The sequence below is a fragment of the Kitasatospora sp. NPDC018058 genome (genome assembly GCF_044327205.1).
GTDB lineage: Bacteria > Actinomycetota > Actinomycetes > Streptomycetales > Streptomycetaceae > Kitasatospora.
In genome coordinates, this window is record NZ_JBIRFA010000010.1 from 186,292 (window position 1) to 201,022 (window position 14,731).

14 protein-coding genes are annotated in these 14,731 nt (G+C 72.5%); 12 read left to right on the top strand and 2 right to left on the bottom strand.

Translation table 11 applies throughout. The features are described 5' to 3' along the window. Positions 1–338 precede the first annotated feature (338 nt). Positions 339–1,325 (bottom strand): cytochrome c oxidase assembly protein, encoded by a 987-nt coding sequence (locus ACH4E7_RS16795; RefSeq protein ID WP_396249800.1) that lies wholly within the window; start codon positions 1,323–1,325, stop codon positions 339–341. 303 nt (positions 1,326–1,628) lie between these two features. Between ACH4E7_RS16795 and ACH4E7_RS16800 the strand changes: the two genes are divergently transcribed. Next, complete coding sequence (locus ACH4E7_RS16800; RefSeq protein ID WP_396249801.1) at positions 1,629–3,338, top strand: FtsW/RodA/SpoVE family cell cycle protein; 1,710 nt, start codon at positions 1,629–1,631, stop codon at positions 3,336–3,338. Between the two features lie 109 nt (positions 3,339–3,447). Here the strand turns inward: ACH4E7_RS16800 and ACH4E7_RS16805 are convergent, their stop codons facing one another. Continuing rightward, a complete protein-coding gene (locus tag ACH4E7_RS16805) occupies positions 3,448–4,752 on the bottom strand; it encodes a YihY/virulence factor BrkB family protein (protein WP_396249802.1) in 1,305 nt (434 codons plus the stop codon). Between the two features lie 179 nt (positions 4,753–4,931). On the opposite strand from ACH4E7_RS16805, the gene ACH4E7_RS16810 reads away from it, so the two are divergent. From ACH4E7_RS16810 to ACH4E7_RS16860, 11 genes are all read left to right on the top strand, one after another. Then, positions 4,932–5,015, top strand: coding sequence for a putative leader peptide (locus ACH4E7_RS16810; RefSeq protein ID WP_318264789.1), 84 nt, complete (start codon positions 4,932–4,934; stop codon positions 5,013–5,015). Positions 5,016–5,213: 198 nt separating this feature from the next. Continuing rightward, on the top strand, positions 5,214–6,938 hold the full coding sequence (locus tag ACH4E7_RS16815; protein WP_396249803.1) for a nitrite/sulfite reductase: 1,725 nt from the start codon (positions 5,214–5,216) through the stop codon (positions 6,936–6,938). Continuing rightward, positions 6,935–7,114: a hypothetical protein gene (locus tag ACH4E7_RS16820; RefSeq protein ID WP_380614287.1), complete on the top strand. Its 180-nt coding sequence runs from the start codon at positions 6,935–6,937 to the stop codon at positions 7,112–7,114. Before ACH4E7_RS16815 ends, ACH4E7_RS16820 begins: the two co-directional genes overlap by 4 nt. Next, positions 7,095–7,796, top strand: a complete 702-nt coding sequence (locus ACH4E7_RS16825) for a phosphoadenylyl-sulfate reductase (protein ID WP_396249804.1) — start codon at positions 7,095–7,097, stop codon at positions 7,794–7,796. The genes ACH4E7_RS16820 and ACH4E7_RS16825 overlap by 20 nt, the downstream gene beginning before the upstream one ends. A 47-nt stretch (positions 7,797–7,843) precedes the next feature. Next, complete coding sequence (gene cysC / locus ACH4E7_RS16830; RefSeq protein WP_396249883.1) at positions 7,844–8,434, top strand: adenylyl-sulfate kinase; 591 nt, start codon at positions 7,844–7,846, stop codon at positions 8,432–8,434. Further along, a complete protein-coding gene (gene cysD / locus ACH4E7_RS16835; RefSeq protein WP_396249805.1) occupies positions 8,431–9,369 on the top strand; it encodes a sulfate adenylyltransferase subunit CysD in 939 nt (312 codons plus the stop codon). The genes cysC and cysD overlap by 4 nt, the downstream gene beginning before the upstream one ends. A 1-nt stretch (position 9,370) precedes the next feature. Beyond that, positions 9,371–10,702, top strand: a complete 1,332-nt coding sequence (locus ACH4E7_RS16840) for a sulfate adenylyltransferase subunit 1 (RefSeq protein ID WP_396249806.1) — start codon at positions 9,371–9,373, stop codon at positions 10,700–10,702. Between the two features lie 240 nt (positions 10,703–10,942). Beyond that, entirely contained in the window at positions 10,943–12,112 is a 1,170-nt protein-coding gene (locus tag ACH4E7_RS16845) for an aliphatic sulfonate ABC transporter substrate-binding protein (protein WP_396249807.1), read from the top strand. Positions 12,113–12,296: 184 nt separating this feature from the next. After that, the gene (locus ACH4E7_RS16850; protein WP_396249809.1) at positions 12,297–13,100 is read left to right on the top strand and encodes an ABC transporter ATP-binding protein; all 804 of its coding nucleotides are present in this window, start codon (positions 12,297–12,299) and stop codon (positions 13,098–13,100) included. Beyond that, positions 13,087–13,980, top strand: coding sequence for an ABC transporter permease (locus tag ACH4E7_RS16855; protein ID WP_396249810.1), 894 nt, complete (start codon positions 13,087–13,089; stop codon positions 13,978–13,980). The genes ACH4E7_RS16850 and ACH4E7_RS16855 overlap by 14 nt, the downstream gene beginning before the upstream one ends. A 10-nt stretch (positions 13,981–13,990) precedes the next feature. Beyond that, the gene (locus tag ACH4E7_RS16860) at positions 13,991–14,719 is read left to right on the top strand and encodes a sirohydrochlorin chelatase (RefSeq protein ID WP_396249811.1); all 729 of its coding nucleotides are present in this window, start codon (positions 13,991–13,993) and stop codon (positions 14,717–14,719) included. Positions 14,720–14,731 lie beyond the last annotated feature (12 nt).

Sequence of the window (14,731 nt, forward strand, 5' to 3'; positions counted from 1 at the left end):
GTCCCGGCGGGCTACGGCTGGCGCGGGAGGCTCAGCCTGCGGCCGGGAAAAGGAGGTGAACGCGAGTGCTGCCCAGGGCAGCTATCGGGGCGACAACGACCACGGGGTTCACCTCCTGCTCTCTACTCCTCGGGTGGCCCAACGGCCCCCGAACCGGACGCTCACACGCTAGCGAAGCGGCAGGTGCACGGCCAACCTGTTTTCGACCTGCGCAAACGCACTCGCGGAGGCCGAAAAGGAGCCGGAAAGGAGCCGGAAAGGAGCCGGAATGGGGCCCGGTCGGCGGCCGAAGCGAGTCCAGCCAGAGGCCGACGTCGCCCCTCTCCGAACGGCCGCCGTCAGCCGCCGTACCGGTGCTTGAGGTTCGGGTCGTCCAGCCACCAGGGCCGCATGCCGGTCTCCTCCTCCTCCGGCAGCCCCGCCGCCCGGGCCTCCGCTGCGGCCGCCTCGAAGCGGGCGTCCAGCTCGGCGTCCACGGCCTTGATCTCCTCGCGCCCCTGCACCACCATCCGCCGCACCAGCGCGGCCAGGAACGGCAGCCCGACGAGGTCCCCCAGCACCCAGAAGGCGTTGCCGCCCCAGGTCTGGTCCTGCGCCAGGCTCGGTCCCCAGGGCCGCTCGAGCGCCACGTAGTAGTGCTCGGCGACGAGGTGGCCGCCGTAGATCAGCACGATCCCCAGGCCCGCGTCGAAGATCACCTCGGCGAAGGTGATGAACAGCCCGACCAGGTGCGGGTACTCGTGCCCGACCGGGTCGAGCTGCAGCCGCGGCCAGAAGTACGCCAGGCCGAGCAACACCAGTGCCAGGTGCAGCACCACGTTGCCGACCCCGCTGGAGAGCGACCACTCGTACCAGGGCGTGAAGTAGAGCAGCCACGGCGGCGCCATCAGCAGCGCGGTGGAGACCGCCGGGAACATCAGCACCTTGGACGGCCGGCTGCGCAGCGCCCGCAGGATCCGCTCGCGGCGGTGCTCCGGCGAGGACTCGACCAGTAGCGAGATCGGCGCGCCGAGCGCCAGCAGCAGCGGGACGACCATGAGCAGCAGCACGACCTGCACGGACCGGTCGGTGAAGAGGATCCGCTCGTACACGCCGAGGCCGGAGCAGGTGCACCAGATCCACAGCAGCAGCCCGCCGAGGAAGGCGGCGGTGCGGGTGGGCTGCCAGCGCTCACCGCCCCGGTGGACGGTGCGCACCGCGGCCAGGTACCAGCCGCCGAGCAGCACCGAGAGCGCGGGCACCAGCGGTTCGAAGGTCCAGGAGGTGACCAGGTCGGACCACTGCCACGCGGGCGGTCCGCTGTACGCAAGCGCCGCGCCGTCCATTCCGTCCACTCACCTCGTCCGCAGCCGCCACCCGGCCGTCGCCGGATGGCGCCGGGAAGGGCGCCGGGCACAGGCCGCGGCGCCCGGCCATGATGACCCTCCCCACACGGCCCGCCCCGGGCGGGGCCCACCTCTATACCCCGACCTGAACAAAGCTTTACCCAGTCCCAACAAAGCTTTGCCAAGGCAAAGTTCTGCCCTTGCCGGCCCCGGGACCGCAACCGGCGGAGAGCCACGTTCGTCTGGCAGGATGCACCGTCGGCGATACCGGCCACGTGGGTGACAACAAGGGGACGACAAGAGGTGCAAAGCACTGCACGCGGCGAGGGCCGCCGGCTGGCCGCGCGCCACCGCAATATCGAGCTGGGCCTGCTGGTCCTCGCGGTGGCCGTCTGTCTGGCGGGACACATCGACGCCTCGCTGGCGCTGACCGGCAAGCTGCCGCCCGGGCTGCTCGTCCACGGTCTGTCCCTCGGGGCGCTGGTCGCGGCGGCGCACCTGGCGGTGCGCCGGTTCGCGCCGTACGCGGACCCGCTGATCCTGCCGATCGGGGTGTTCCTGACCGGCTTCGGGCTGATGCTGCTGGACCGGCTGGACTTCAGCTACAAGGCCGCGCACGCGGTCAAGGGCGACTACCAGAAGCTCCCGGCCGCGCCGTCCCAGCTGATGTGGGTGTTCATCTCGGTGGCGGCGGCGCTCGCACTGATCGTCTTCGTCAAGCACCACCGCTTCTTCCAGCGGTACGTCTACGTGCTCATGGCGGGCGCGCTGATCCTGCTGACCGCGCCGGTGTTCTCGCCGACCGACAGCTTCGGCGCCAAGCGGTGGATCAAGCTCCCCGGGCTGCCCTCCTTCGAGCCGGACGAGTTCGTGAAGGTCGCGATCACGATCTTCTTCGCGGGCTACCTGATGGCCAACCGGGACGCGCTGGCGCTGGCCGGGCGGAGGGTCTGGGGGATGACCCTGCCGCGCGGTCGGCACGCCGGGCCGGTGCTGGCGATCTGGGCGATCAGCCTGCTGGTGCTGATCTTCGAGCGTGACCTGGGTACCTCGCTGATCTTCTTCGGCCTCTTCATCGTAATGCTGTACGTGGCGACCGAGCGCACCAGCTGGGTGGTGCTCGGCGTGCTGATGGCGGTCGGCGGCGCGACGGTGGTCGGCACCCTGGAGCCGCACGTTCACGGGCGTGTCGAGGCCTGGCTGCACCCGATGGACTACTACAAGCCGGTGCACGACCCGGCGATCTCCGAGCAGCCCGCCGAGGCGCTGTTCAGCCTCGGCACCGGGCACATGACCGGGACGGGCCTGGGCTCGGGCCGGCCCTGGCTGATCGGCTTCGCCGGGCGCAGCGACTTCATCTTCACCACCATCGGCGAGGAACTGGGCCTGGCCGGGGTCACGGCGGTGCTGCTGGTGTACGTGCTGCTGATCCAGCGCGGGCTGCGCACCGCGGTCGGCCTGACCGACCCGTTCGGCAAGCTGCTGGCCACCGGTCTGTCGGCGGCGCTCGCGCTGCAGGTGTTCGTGGTCGTCGGCGGTGTGAGCGGGCTGGTCCCACTGACCGGTAAGGCGCTGCCGTTCCTGGCCGCCGGTGGTTCCTCACTGCTGGCGAACTGGCTGATGGTCGCGCTGCTGATCAAGCTGAGCGACTCCTCGGGGCGCACCGCCCTGGAGCCGGCCCCGCCGAGCCCGGAGCCGCTCCCGGCGCAGGTCGGCGCGGCCGCCCGCTCGGCGACGCCCGCCCCGACCGCGCCGGGCACCGACCCGGGCCCCGGCCCCGGTACGGCCCCGGGCACCGACCCGAGCCCCGCCCCGGCCGGTGCCGCGGACCCGGGCGCCCCCACCGAGCTGCGCCCCGCGTTCGGCCGCACGCCCGCCGGCCCGCCGCCCGGAGGCCCTGGGCCGGGCGACCCGCAGCCCTCCTACGGCTACCCCCCGGTCGCCGACCAGCCCACCCACGGCTACGGCCAGCCCCCGCAGTCGCCGTATCCGCCGAACCCGGCCGCCACCTGATCACCACCCGGTCGTCACATCCGGCCGCGGACGCACACAGGGCCTCCCCCGCACCCGTGGGGGAGGCCCTGCCCGTATGTCCCGGATCGCCCGTTACTGCGATCGCCCGCTACCGCTGCTCCCACGGCGGGCGCGGCGGCCTGGGCGGGTAGCTCGGCGCCGGCCGCTCCGGCGGCGGCGGCCCGGCCGGCCGGTCGCTGTCCGGCGGCGGCGGGGCGGGCCGGTGGTGCGGCCCGCCGCGGGCGGTGAGGCGGCCGCGCACGTTGTCGGCGGCCAGTATGTCGGCCCACCGCTCGGGGTACTCGGCGGGTACGTCGACGTCGTCGACCTCCTCCTCGCCCCACTCCTCCTCGGCGCCCTCGGCCAGGCCCAGCTCGCGGGCGCGCCGGGCCCGCTCGACGGCCCGTCGGGCGGCCACCTCGCGGACCACCGCGGCGGCCGCCTCCTCGTGGGCGCGCTCGTTCTCGGCGCGGGCGTCGGCGGTCTCCAGAGTGGGCCAGCGGCGGTCTATGGCGGCGTTCATGGCGGCGCCGATGAGCACCGCGAGGGCCACCACGAAGATCCACAGCAGGACGGCCACCGGCGCGGCCAGCGAGCCGTACACCGAGGGGCCCTCGACCGAGCTGACCAGGTAGAGCCGCAGGCCGACGCTGCAGAAGACCAGCACCACCAGGGCGACCAGGGCACCGGGGATGTCCTCGCGCCAGGGCGTGGAGACCGGTACGGCCAGGTGGTAGAGGGTGGTCAGGGAGACGATCAGCAGCAGGATCGCGACCGGCCAGTAGGCGGCGCCGACCAGTCCCGCGATGCCGTGCACGGCGTTCTCGACCAGCCCGGGCCCGGCCATCATCAGCGGCAGCACCAGCGAGCTGATCACCAGGGCGCCGAGGTAGAGGCCGAGCGACAGCAGCCGGGTCTTGACGATGCCGCGCTTGCCGTCCAGCCCGTACATCACGGTGATGGTGTCGATGAAGATGTAGAGCGCCCGGGATCCGGACCACAGCGACAGCAGGAAGCCGAGCGAGATCAGGTCCGGCCGGGTGTGGTCGAAGACCTGGCTGAGCAGCGGCTTGACGACCTCGTTGACGGAGGAGTCCGACAGCACCGTCCCGGAGGCCGAGACGATGTCGTGCTTGAGCCGGTCGATGGTGCCGGCGCCGACGAACTCGTCGAGGTAGCCGAGGGTGGCGGCCAGGCCGAGCAGCAGCGGTGGGATCGACAGGAGGGTGAAGAAGGCCGCCTCGGCGGCGAGGCCGGTGACCCGGTACTCCACGCAGGTGTTGGTGGTGTCCCTCACCAGTTCCCACGCGGTGCGGCGCCAGGTGGCCTGTTTGGCCGCGCGCCGGGAGCCCTTGCCCCGCCGCCGGGAGGGCCGCTCGGGGCTCGGTCTGCTCGTATCGCCTGCTGCTCGCACAGGGCTAACGGTATCGGGCCGGGACGCTCCGGTTGATCTCCCCCCGGGGGTACGGGCGTGTGGCCGGACACCGGGCGGGGAGCGGCGGGAACCGTTCGGCGTTCCGAATCGTGAAACTCCAGAGTCCACCATTTGGATGTCAGTGGACCGCGAGTCCCGCGCCGTGCGAATCTCTTGCCATGTCTAGCGCCGGAACCACCCTGGTAGGTCGACTCCACGTCGATCTCCTTCGCGTGTCCAGCGCCATCTGTCCGGTGACCTGAGCCCCACCCCGCCGCCACCACCGCACCCGGCGCCACCCACCCCGCCGTCCCCGCTGAAGCGGCTGCGCAGGCGCCCCGCCCGGCCCCGGTCACTGCTCCCCCGGTCCTGAGAAACAGCAGGTCACAGCAGCAGCGCACCGCCGAGCACGCCCAGCGACCGACCCGGCGTCAGAGCCACCTGCCCCGAAGGACTTCACCATGGCCACCTCCCCCGAGACCGTCGAGCCCACGGCCGACCGCGCCGCCGCGCGCCGCCCTGCCGCGGCCCGCAAGGTGACCCGCCACCGCGGCGAGGGCCAGTGGGGCATGGGCCACTTCACTCCTCTGAACGCCAACGAGCAGGTCAAGAAGGACGACGACGGTCTCAATGTGCGGACACGTATTGAGACGATCTACGCGCACCGGGGCTTCGACTCGATCGACCCCGCCGACCTGCGCGGCCGGATGCGCTGGTGGGGCCTCTACACCCAGCGCAAGGAGGGCATCGACGGCGGCAAGACCGCGATCCTGGACCCGCACGAGCTGGACGCCGAGTACTTCATGCTCCGCGTGCGCATCGACGGCGGCCGGCTGACCGTCCCCCAGCTGCGGGCCGTCGCCGAGGTCTCCGAGCAGTACGCCCGGGGCACCGCCGACCTGACCGACCGCCAGAACATCCAGTACCACTGGATCCGGATCGAGGACGTCCCGGCGATCTGGCGGAAGCTGGAGGCCGTCGGCCTGTCCACCACCGAGGCCTGCGGCGACACCCCGCGCGTCATCCTCGGCTCCCCGGTGGCCGGCATCGCCGAGGACGAGATCATCGACGGCACCCCGGCCATCGAGGAGATCAACCGCCGCTTCATCGGCAACAAGGACTTCTCCAACCTGCCGCGCAAGTTCAAGAGCGCCGTCTCCGGCTCCCCGCTGCTGGACGTCGCGCACGAGATCAACGACGTCGCCTTCGTCGGCGTGGTCCACCCCGAGCACGGGCCCGGCTTCGACCTGTGGGTCGGCGGCGGCCTGTCCACCAACCCCAAGCTCGGCGTGCGCCTGGGCGCCTGGGTCCCGCTGGAGCAGGTGCCGGACGTCTTCGGCGGCGTGATCGGCATCTTCCGCGACTACGGCTACCGTCGCCTGCGCAACCGCGCCCGGCTGAAGTTCCTGGTCGCCGACTGGGGCGCGGAGAAGTTCCGTCAGGTGCTGGAGGACGAGTACCTCGAGCACAAGCTGGTCGACGGCCCCGCGCCCGCCGAGCCCGCCGCCCGCTGGCGCGACCACGTCGGCGTCCACCGGCAGAAGGACGGCAGGTACTACATCGGCTTCGCCCCGCGCGTCGGCCGGGTCGACGGCAAGCTGCTCGGCCGGATCGCCGACCTCGCCGCCGCCCACGGCAGCGACCGGGTCCGCACCACCGCCGAGCAGAAGATGCTGATCCTCGACATCGCCGAGGAGCACGTCGAGTCGGTGGTGGCCGGCCTGGAGGCGCTCGACCTGCGGGTCACCCCCTCGCCGTTCCGCCGCGGCACCATGGCCTGCACCGGCATCGAGTACTGCAAGCTCGCCATCGTCGAGACCAAGGAGCGCGGCCGCACCCTGATCGACGAACTGGAGCAGCGCCTGCCGGAGTTCGCCGAGCCGCTGACCATCAACATCAACGGCTGCCCGAACGCCTGCGCCCGCATCCAGGTCGCCGACATCGGCCTCAAGGGCCAGCTGGTCACCGACGAGCACGGCAACCAGGTCGAGGGCTACCAGGTGCACCTGGGCGGCGCGCTCGGCCTGGAGGCCGGCTTCGGCCGCAAGGTCCGCGGCCTCAAGGTCACCAGCGCCGGCCTGCCCGACTACGTGGAGCGCCTGCTGACCCGCTACCAGGCCGACCGCACCGAGGGCGAGCGCTTCGCCCAGTGGACGGCCCGGGCCACCGAGGAACAGCTGTCGTGAGTGAGCGTGCCGCCCCGTTCTTCTGCCCCTACTGCGGGGACGAGGACCTGCGCCCGTCCGAGGCCGGGCACGGCGCCTGGGAATGCCACGGCTGCCGCCGCGCCTTCCAGTTGAAGTTCCTCGGCCTGCTGTCACCGACCAACGGGGGTGCGTCCCATGAGCAGCACGACGACTGACTACGAGGAGATCGCCGTCCGGGCCGGCCGCGAGCTGGAGGAGGCCACGCCGCAGGAGATCCTGCGCTGGGCCGCCGACACCTTCGGCACGCGGTTCTGTGTCACCTCCTCGATGGAGGACGCGGTGGTCGCCCACCTCGCCTCCTCGGTGTTCCCCGGCGTGGACGTCGTGTTCCTGGACACCGGCTACCACTTCGCGGAGACCATCGGCACCCGCGACGCGGTGGCCGCGACCATGCCGGTCAACGTCATCACGCTCACCCCGCTGAAGACCGTCGCCGAGCAGGACGCCGAGCACGGACCGAACCTGCACGACCGCGACCCGGACCTGTGCTGCTCGCTGCGCAAGGTCGAGCCGCTGAACCGCGGCCTCGGCGGCTACGACGCCTGGGCCACCGGGCTGCGCCGCGACGAGTCGCCGTCCCGGGCGAACACCCCGGTGGTGGCCTGGGACGCCAAGCGCCGCAAGGTCAAGATCGCCCCGATCGCCCGGTGGACGCAGGAGGACGTGGACGCCTACGTCGCCGCCAACGGCGTGCTGCTCAACCCGCTGCTGTGGGAGGGCTACACCTCGATCGGCTGCTCCCCGCTGTCCTGCACCCGCAAGCCCGCCGAGGGCGAGGACGCCCGGGCCGGCCGGTGGTCCGGCTCCGGCAAGACCGAGTGCGGCATCCATCTCTGAGCCCCTGCCAACTACTGCGTAAGGAAAGAACCGTGACAGCTCACACCCTGAGTCGCCGCGGCTCCGTCGAGGGCACGGCGGCGGCCCGCACGGCTGCCCCCTGCGAGCGCGGCGCCACCGTGTGGCTGACCGGGCTGCCCAGCGCGGGCAAGACCACGCTGGCCTTCGCCCTGGCCGAGCGGCTGCGCGTCGAGGGCCACAAGGTCGAGGTCCTGGACGGCGACGAGATCCGCGAGTTCCTCTCCAAGGGCCTCGGCTTCTCCCGCGAGGACCGGCACACCAACGTCACCCGGATCGGCTTCGTCGCCGAGAAGCTGGCCGCCAACGGCGTCAAGGTGCTCGCCCCGGTGATCGCCCCGTTCGCCGACTCCCGCGCCGCGGTGCGCGAGCGGCACGCGGCGGCCGGCACCGAGTTCCTGGAGATCCACGTCGCCACCCCGGTCGAGCTGTGCGCCGAACGGGACGTCAAGGGCCTGTACGCCAAGCAGGCGGCCGGCGAGATCTCCGGCCTGACCGGCGTGGACGACCCGTACGAGGCCCCGGAGAACCCGGAGTTGCGCCTCCAGACGCAGGGCCGCGCGGTCGCCGAGTCCGCCGCCGAGCTGCACGCCTTCCTGACCGAGAGGGGACTCGCATGACCACCGAGACCGACAGCCCGGTCCGTATCGACGACAACCCGTTCGCGCTGTCCCACCTGGACGCGCTGGAGGCCGAGTCGGTGCACATCTTCCGCGAGGTCGCGGGGGAGTTCGAGCGCCCGGTGATCCTGTTCTCCGGCGGCAAGGACTCCATCGTCATGCTGCACCTGGCACTCAAGGCCTTCCGGCCCGCCGCCATCCCCTTCTCGCTGCTGCACGTCGACACCGGGCACAACTTCCCCGAGGTCCTCGCCTACCGCGACCGCGTCGTGGCGGAGCACAACCTGCGCCTGCACGTCGCCCACGTCCAGGACTTCATCGACCGCGGCGTGCTGCGCGAGCGCCCGGACGGCACCCGCAACCCGCTGCAGACCGTGCCGCTGCTCGACGCGATCGAGAAGAACCGTTTCGACGCCGTCTTCGGCGGCGGCCGCCGGGACGAGGAGAAGGCCCGCGCCAAGGAGCGCGTCTTCTCCCTGCGCGACGAGTTCGGCGCCTGGGACCCGCGCCGCCAGCGCCCCGAGCTGTGGTCGCTGTACAACGGCCGGCACGCGGTCGGCGAGCACGTGCGGGTCTTCCCGCTGTCCAACTGGACCGAACTGGACGTCTGGCAGTACATCGAGCGCGAGGGCATCGACCTCCCCGAGATCTACTACGCCCACGAGCGGGACGTCTTCGCCCGGGGCGGCATGTGGCTGACCGCCGGCGAGTGGGGCGGCCCCAAGGACAGCGAGCCCGTCGAGCGGCGGCTGATCCGCTACCGCACCGTCGGCGACATGTCCTGCACCGGAGCCGTCGACTCCGACGCCACCACCATCCAGGCCGTGATCGCCGAGATCGCCGCCAGCCGCCTCACCGAGCGCGGCGCCACCCGCGCCGACGACAAGCTGTCCGAGGCCGCGATGGAAGACCGCAAGCGCGAGGGGTACTTCTAAGATGACCAGCACCACCCAGGAAGCCACCGCCACATCGCTGCTGCGCTTCGCCACCGCCGGCTCCGTCGACGACGGCAAGTCCACCCTGGTCGGCCGACTGCTGCACGACTCCAAGTCGGTGCTCGCCGACCAGCTGGAGGCCGTCGAGCGCGTCTCCCTGGGCCGCGGCCAGGACGCGCCCGACCTCGCGCTGCTCACCGACGGCCTGCGCGCCGAGCGCGAGCAGGGCATCACCATCGACGTCGCCTACCGCTACTTCGCCACCCCGCGGCGGCGGTTCATCCTCGCCGACACCCCCGGCCACGTGCAGTACACCCGCAACATGGTGACCGGCGCCTCCACCGCCGAACTCGCCGTCGTCCTCGTCGACGCCCGCAACGGCGTCGTCGAGCAGACCCGCCGCCACGCCGCCGTCGCCGCGCTGCTGCGCGTGCCGCACGTCGTGCTGGCCGTCAACAAGATGGACCTCGTCGACTACGCCGAGCCCGTCTTCGCCGCCATCGCCGCCGAGTTCACCGCCTACGCCGCCTCCCTCGGCGTCAAGGACGTCCTCGCCGTCCCGATCTCCGCCCTCGCCGGCGACAACGTCGTCGAACCGTCCGCACACCTGGACTGGTACGGCGGCCCGACCCTGTTGGAACACCTGGAGACCGTCCCGGTCGGCAGCGACCCGAGCGTCGAACCGGCCCGCTTCCCGGTCCAGTACGTGATCCGCCCGCAGACCGAGGAACACCCCGACTACCGCGGCTACGCGGGCCAGCTGGCCTCCGGCGTGCTGCGCGTCGGCGACACCGTCACCGTACTGCCCTCCGGACACACCACCACCGTCGCCGGGATCGACGCGCTCGGCCGGGAGACCGACATCGCCTGGGCCCCGCAGTCGGTCACCGTCCGCCTCGCCGACGACCTCGACATCTCCCGCGGCGACCTGATCGCCGCCGGCACGGCCCCCGTCCCCACCAAGGACATCGAGGCCACCGTCAGCCACCTCAACGAGCGGCCGCTGCGCACCGGGGACAAGGTGCTCCTCAAGCACACCACCCGCACCGTGCGCGCGCTGGTCAAGGAGATCTCCTACCGCATCGACATCGACAGCCTCGAACAGCGCAGCGGCGCCGAGGGGTTGAACGTCAACGACATCGGCCACGTGGTGCTGCGCACCGCCGAGCCGCTGGCCCTCGACGGCTACAGCGACAACCGCCGCACCGGCTCGTTCCTGCTGATCGACCCGGCCGACGGCACCACCCTCACCGCCGGCATGGCGGGCGAGGCCTTCGAGACCGTACGCACCGACGACGTACCCGACGCATCCGAAGAGGAGGACTGGGTCTGATGCCCAGCGAGGCGTTCTCGGGCATGGACAAGGAAGGCGGCCGCATCGGCAGCGGCGTCCTCGGCAGCGGCCAGGGCGGCTTGACCCGATGTGTGGGCCGACAGGGCTGACCGCCCTGTCACCGGGCCGCTTCCCCCACCGCAGCCCGGCCTGCCCCGGCACCTCGATGCCGCGCGCACCACCTTCCGACCTCCCGCCCGGGACCGCCTCCTGACGGTCCGTCCGCGAACAGGACTCACCATGGCACCGAACCCGACACCCTCCCGCAGCGTTCCCTCCCATAGGCTGTCCCGCCCCGACGCCGGGCGGATCAGACGCCGCGCCGCGGCCGCCGTCGCCGGCCTGACCGCCGTGGCCCTGCTGTCGGCCTGCGGCTACGGTTCCAAGGCCGCCGACAAGGGCTCCGCCGACTCCGCGGCCGCGGCCGGCGGTTCGGGCGCCAAGCTCTCCGCCGACACCGTGAAGATCGGCTACTTCGCCAACCTGACCCACGGCACCGCGCTGGTCGGCCTCCAGGAGGGCATCTTCCAGAAGGAGTTGGGCGCCACCCAGGTCAAGACCCAGGTCTTCAACGCGGGCCCGGCCGAGATCGAGGCGCTCAACGCCGGCTCCATCGACATCGGCTGGATAGGCCCCTCCCCCGCGATCAACGGCTACACCAAGTCCGACGGCAGGTCGCTGAAGATCATCGGCGGTTCGGCCTCCGGCGGGGTCAAGCTGGTCGTCAACCCGGACAAGGTCTCCTCGCTCGACGACCTCAAGGGCAAGAAGATCGCCACCCCGCAGCTGGGCAACACCCAGGACGTGGCGCTGCTCAACTACCTCGCGGGCAAGGGCTACAAGGTCGACGCGGCCTCCGGCGCGGGCGACGTCTCGGTGGTGCGCACCGACAACAAGGTCACCCCCGACGCCTACCGGCAGGGCTCCATCGACGGCGCCTGGGTGCCCGAGCCGACCGCCTCCAAGCTGGTCACGCTCGGCGCGAAGGTCCTGCTCAACGAGAAGGACGTCTGGCCGGACAAGAAGTTCGTGATCACCAACATCATCGTCTCGCAGAAGTTCCTCAAGGAGCACCCGGACGTGGTGGAGGCCGTGCTGCGCGGCTCGGTGAAGACCAACGCCTTCATCAAGGCCGACCCCGGCAAGGCCAAGGCCGACGCCAACGAGGCGATCAGGAAGGAGGCCGGCAACGCCCTGGAGCCGACCGTCCTCGACCCGGCCTGGCAGGACATCGACTTCCTGGACGACCCGCTGGCGAACACCCTGCAGGCCGAGGCCGACCACGCCGTGACCGCCGGGCTGCTCAAGAAGCCGAACCTGAACGGCATCTACGACCTCACCCTGCTGAACAAGGTCCTCGCGGCCCAGGGCCAGGCCCCCGTGGCGGACGCCGGACTCGGCGCCAAGTAGCTCCCTCCGCGAGGAAGTTCGCCCCCGATTCCGCGGTCCGGTCCCCCGCCCGTCCGGTCGATCCCCGATCGATGCCCACCGGGACGGGCGGGGCCGGGCCCCGGCCCCAGCTCCGAAGCCGCTTCCCTCCCTGCCCGCCGACGCGCAGGAGGGGCCCAAGACCACTCACGCAGGAGGTCCCCGGATGACCCCGGCACTGACCACCGAGGCCAACACCCCCGTCGTCGACACCCCCGGCGCCGCGCCCGCCGTCCGGATCGCGAACGTGCACAAGTCCTTCGGCCGCCCGGGCGCGCAGACCCACGTCCTGGACGACATCACCCTCGACGTCGCGCCCGGCGAGTTCGTCACCCTGCTCGGCGCCTCCGGCTGCGGCAAGTCCACCCTGCTCAACCTGGTCGCCGGCCTGGACAAGCCCAGCCGCGGCACCATCGAGGTGCCCGGCGGCCGCCCCGCCCTGATGTTCCAGGAGCACGCGCTGTTCCCCTGGCTCACCGCCGGGAAGAACATCGAGCTCGCCCTCAAGCTGGCCGGCGTGCCCCGCCCCGAGCGCCGTACCGAGGCCGAGCGCCTGCTCGAACTCGTCCGCCTGAACGGCTCCTACGGCAAGCGGGTGCACGAGCTGTCCGGCGGCATGCGCCAGCGCGTGGCGATGGCCCGGGCGCTCGCCCAGGGCAGCAAGGTGCTGCTGATGGACGAGCCGTTCGCCGCGCTCGACGCCATCACCCGGGACGTGCTGCACGACGAGATCACCCGGATCTGGGCCGAACGGCAGCTGTCCGTCCTGTTCGTCACCCACAACGTGCGCGAGGCGGTGCGCCTGGCCCAGCGCGTCGTGCTGCTCTCCTCCCGCCCCGGCCGGGTCGCCCGCGAGTGGCGGATCGACCTGCCGCAGCCGCGCCGCATCGAGTCCTCGGGCGTGGCCGACCTGTCCATCGAGATCACCGAAGAACTGCGTGGGGAGATCCGTCGCCATGTCCAGCACTGACACCGCGCTGTCCCGCCCCGACAGCGACACCGCCGACGTCGGCGCCGGCCTGGACGCCCTCGACTCGGTCTCCGCGCAGCGCAGTTCGCTCGGCGAGGTGCTGCGCACCAAGGCGCTGCCGCCGCTGGTCGGCGTGCTGGTGGTGCTCGCGCTGTGGCAGGGCGCGTACAGCCTGCACCTCACCTCCTCGTACAAGCTGCCCAGCCCGGCGGACGTCTGGCACTCCGCGCAGGACCTCTGGTACCAGGGCACGCTGTTCTCGATCATCTGGACCAGCGTCTGGCGCGGCCTGTCCGGCTTCCTGCTCGCCGTCGTCATCGGCACCCCGATCGGCCTGGTGGTCGCCCGGGTCAGGCCGGTGCGCACCGCGATCGGCCCGGTGCTGCAGGGTCTGCAGTCGCTGCCCTCGGTCGCCTGGGTGCCGGCCGCGGTCATCTGGCTCGGCATCAACGACTCGATGATGTACGCGGTGATCCTGCTCGGCGCCGTCCCGTCCATCGCCAACGGCCTGGTGGCCGGCATCGACCAGGTGCCGCCGCTGTTCCTGCGGGCCGGGCGCACCATCGGCGCCACCGGCCTGTCCGGCGCCCGGCACGTGCTGATCCCGGCCGCGCTGCCCGGCTACCTGGCCGGCCTCAAGCAGGGCTGGGCGTTCTCCTGGCGCTCGCTGATGGCCGCCGAGCTGGTCGCCTCCTCCCCCGACCTCGGCCGCGGCCTGGGCCGGTTCCTGGAGGACCAGCGCGAGTTCTCCGACATGTCCGGGGTGCTGCTCGGCATCATCCTCATCCTGTTCGTCGGCATCGCCATCGAGCTGCTGGTATTCACCCCGGTCGAGCGCCGGGTGCTGCGCAACCGCGGCCTGCTGGCCTCCGCCAAGTGAGGCCCCGCTGATGCCCGCCCTGCTCCTCATCGCCCACGGCAGCCGCGACCCGCGCCACGCCGCGACCGTGGCCGCGCTCGTCGAGGAGGTGCGGGCCCGGCGGCCCGGCATCGAGGTCGCCACCGCCTACCTGGACCACTGCGCGCCGCGGATCCCCCAGGTGGTCGGACGGCTCGCGGACGCGGTGGCCGTCCCGCTGCTGCTCAACCGGGCCTTCCACGCCAAGCACGACATCCCCGCCGCCCTGCGCGCCGCCGGCTCCCGGCTACCCGTCGCGGACGTGCTCGGCCCCTCCCCGCTACTGCTCGCCGCCCTGGACCGCCGCCTCGCCGAAGCCGGGGTGGACACCGGCTGCCCCGCCGTCCGCGCCCGCACCGGCGTGGTGCTCGCCGCCGCGGGCTCCTCCGACCCGGCCGCCGACGCCGCGACCCGAGCGGTGGCCGCCGAGTGGCGGCGCACCCGCGGCTGGGCCGCCGTCGAGGTCGCCTACGCCTCCGCCGCCGGCCCCCGCGTCCCCGACGCCCTCGCCGCCCTGCGCGCCGCGGGCGCCGCGCACACCGCGGTCGCCCCCTACCTGCTTGCCCCGGGCCTGCTCCCCGACCGCATCGCGGCGGCGGCGCACGGCGCGGACACCGTGGCCGACCCCCTCGGCCCCGCCCCGGAACTGGCCGCCCTGCTGCTGGAGCGCTACGACGAGGCCCGGCGGGCGGCGCGGGCCGTTCCAGCGCTCACGGCCTGAGCCCCGGGTCGA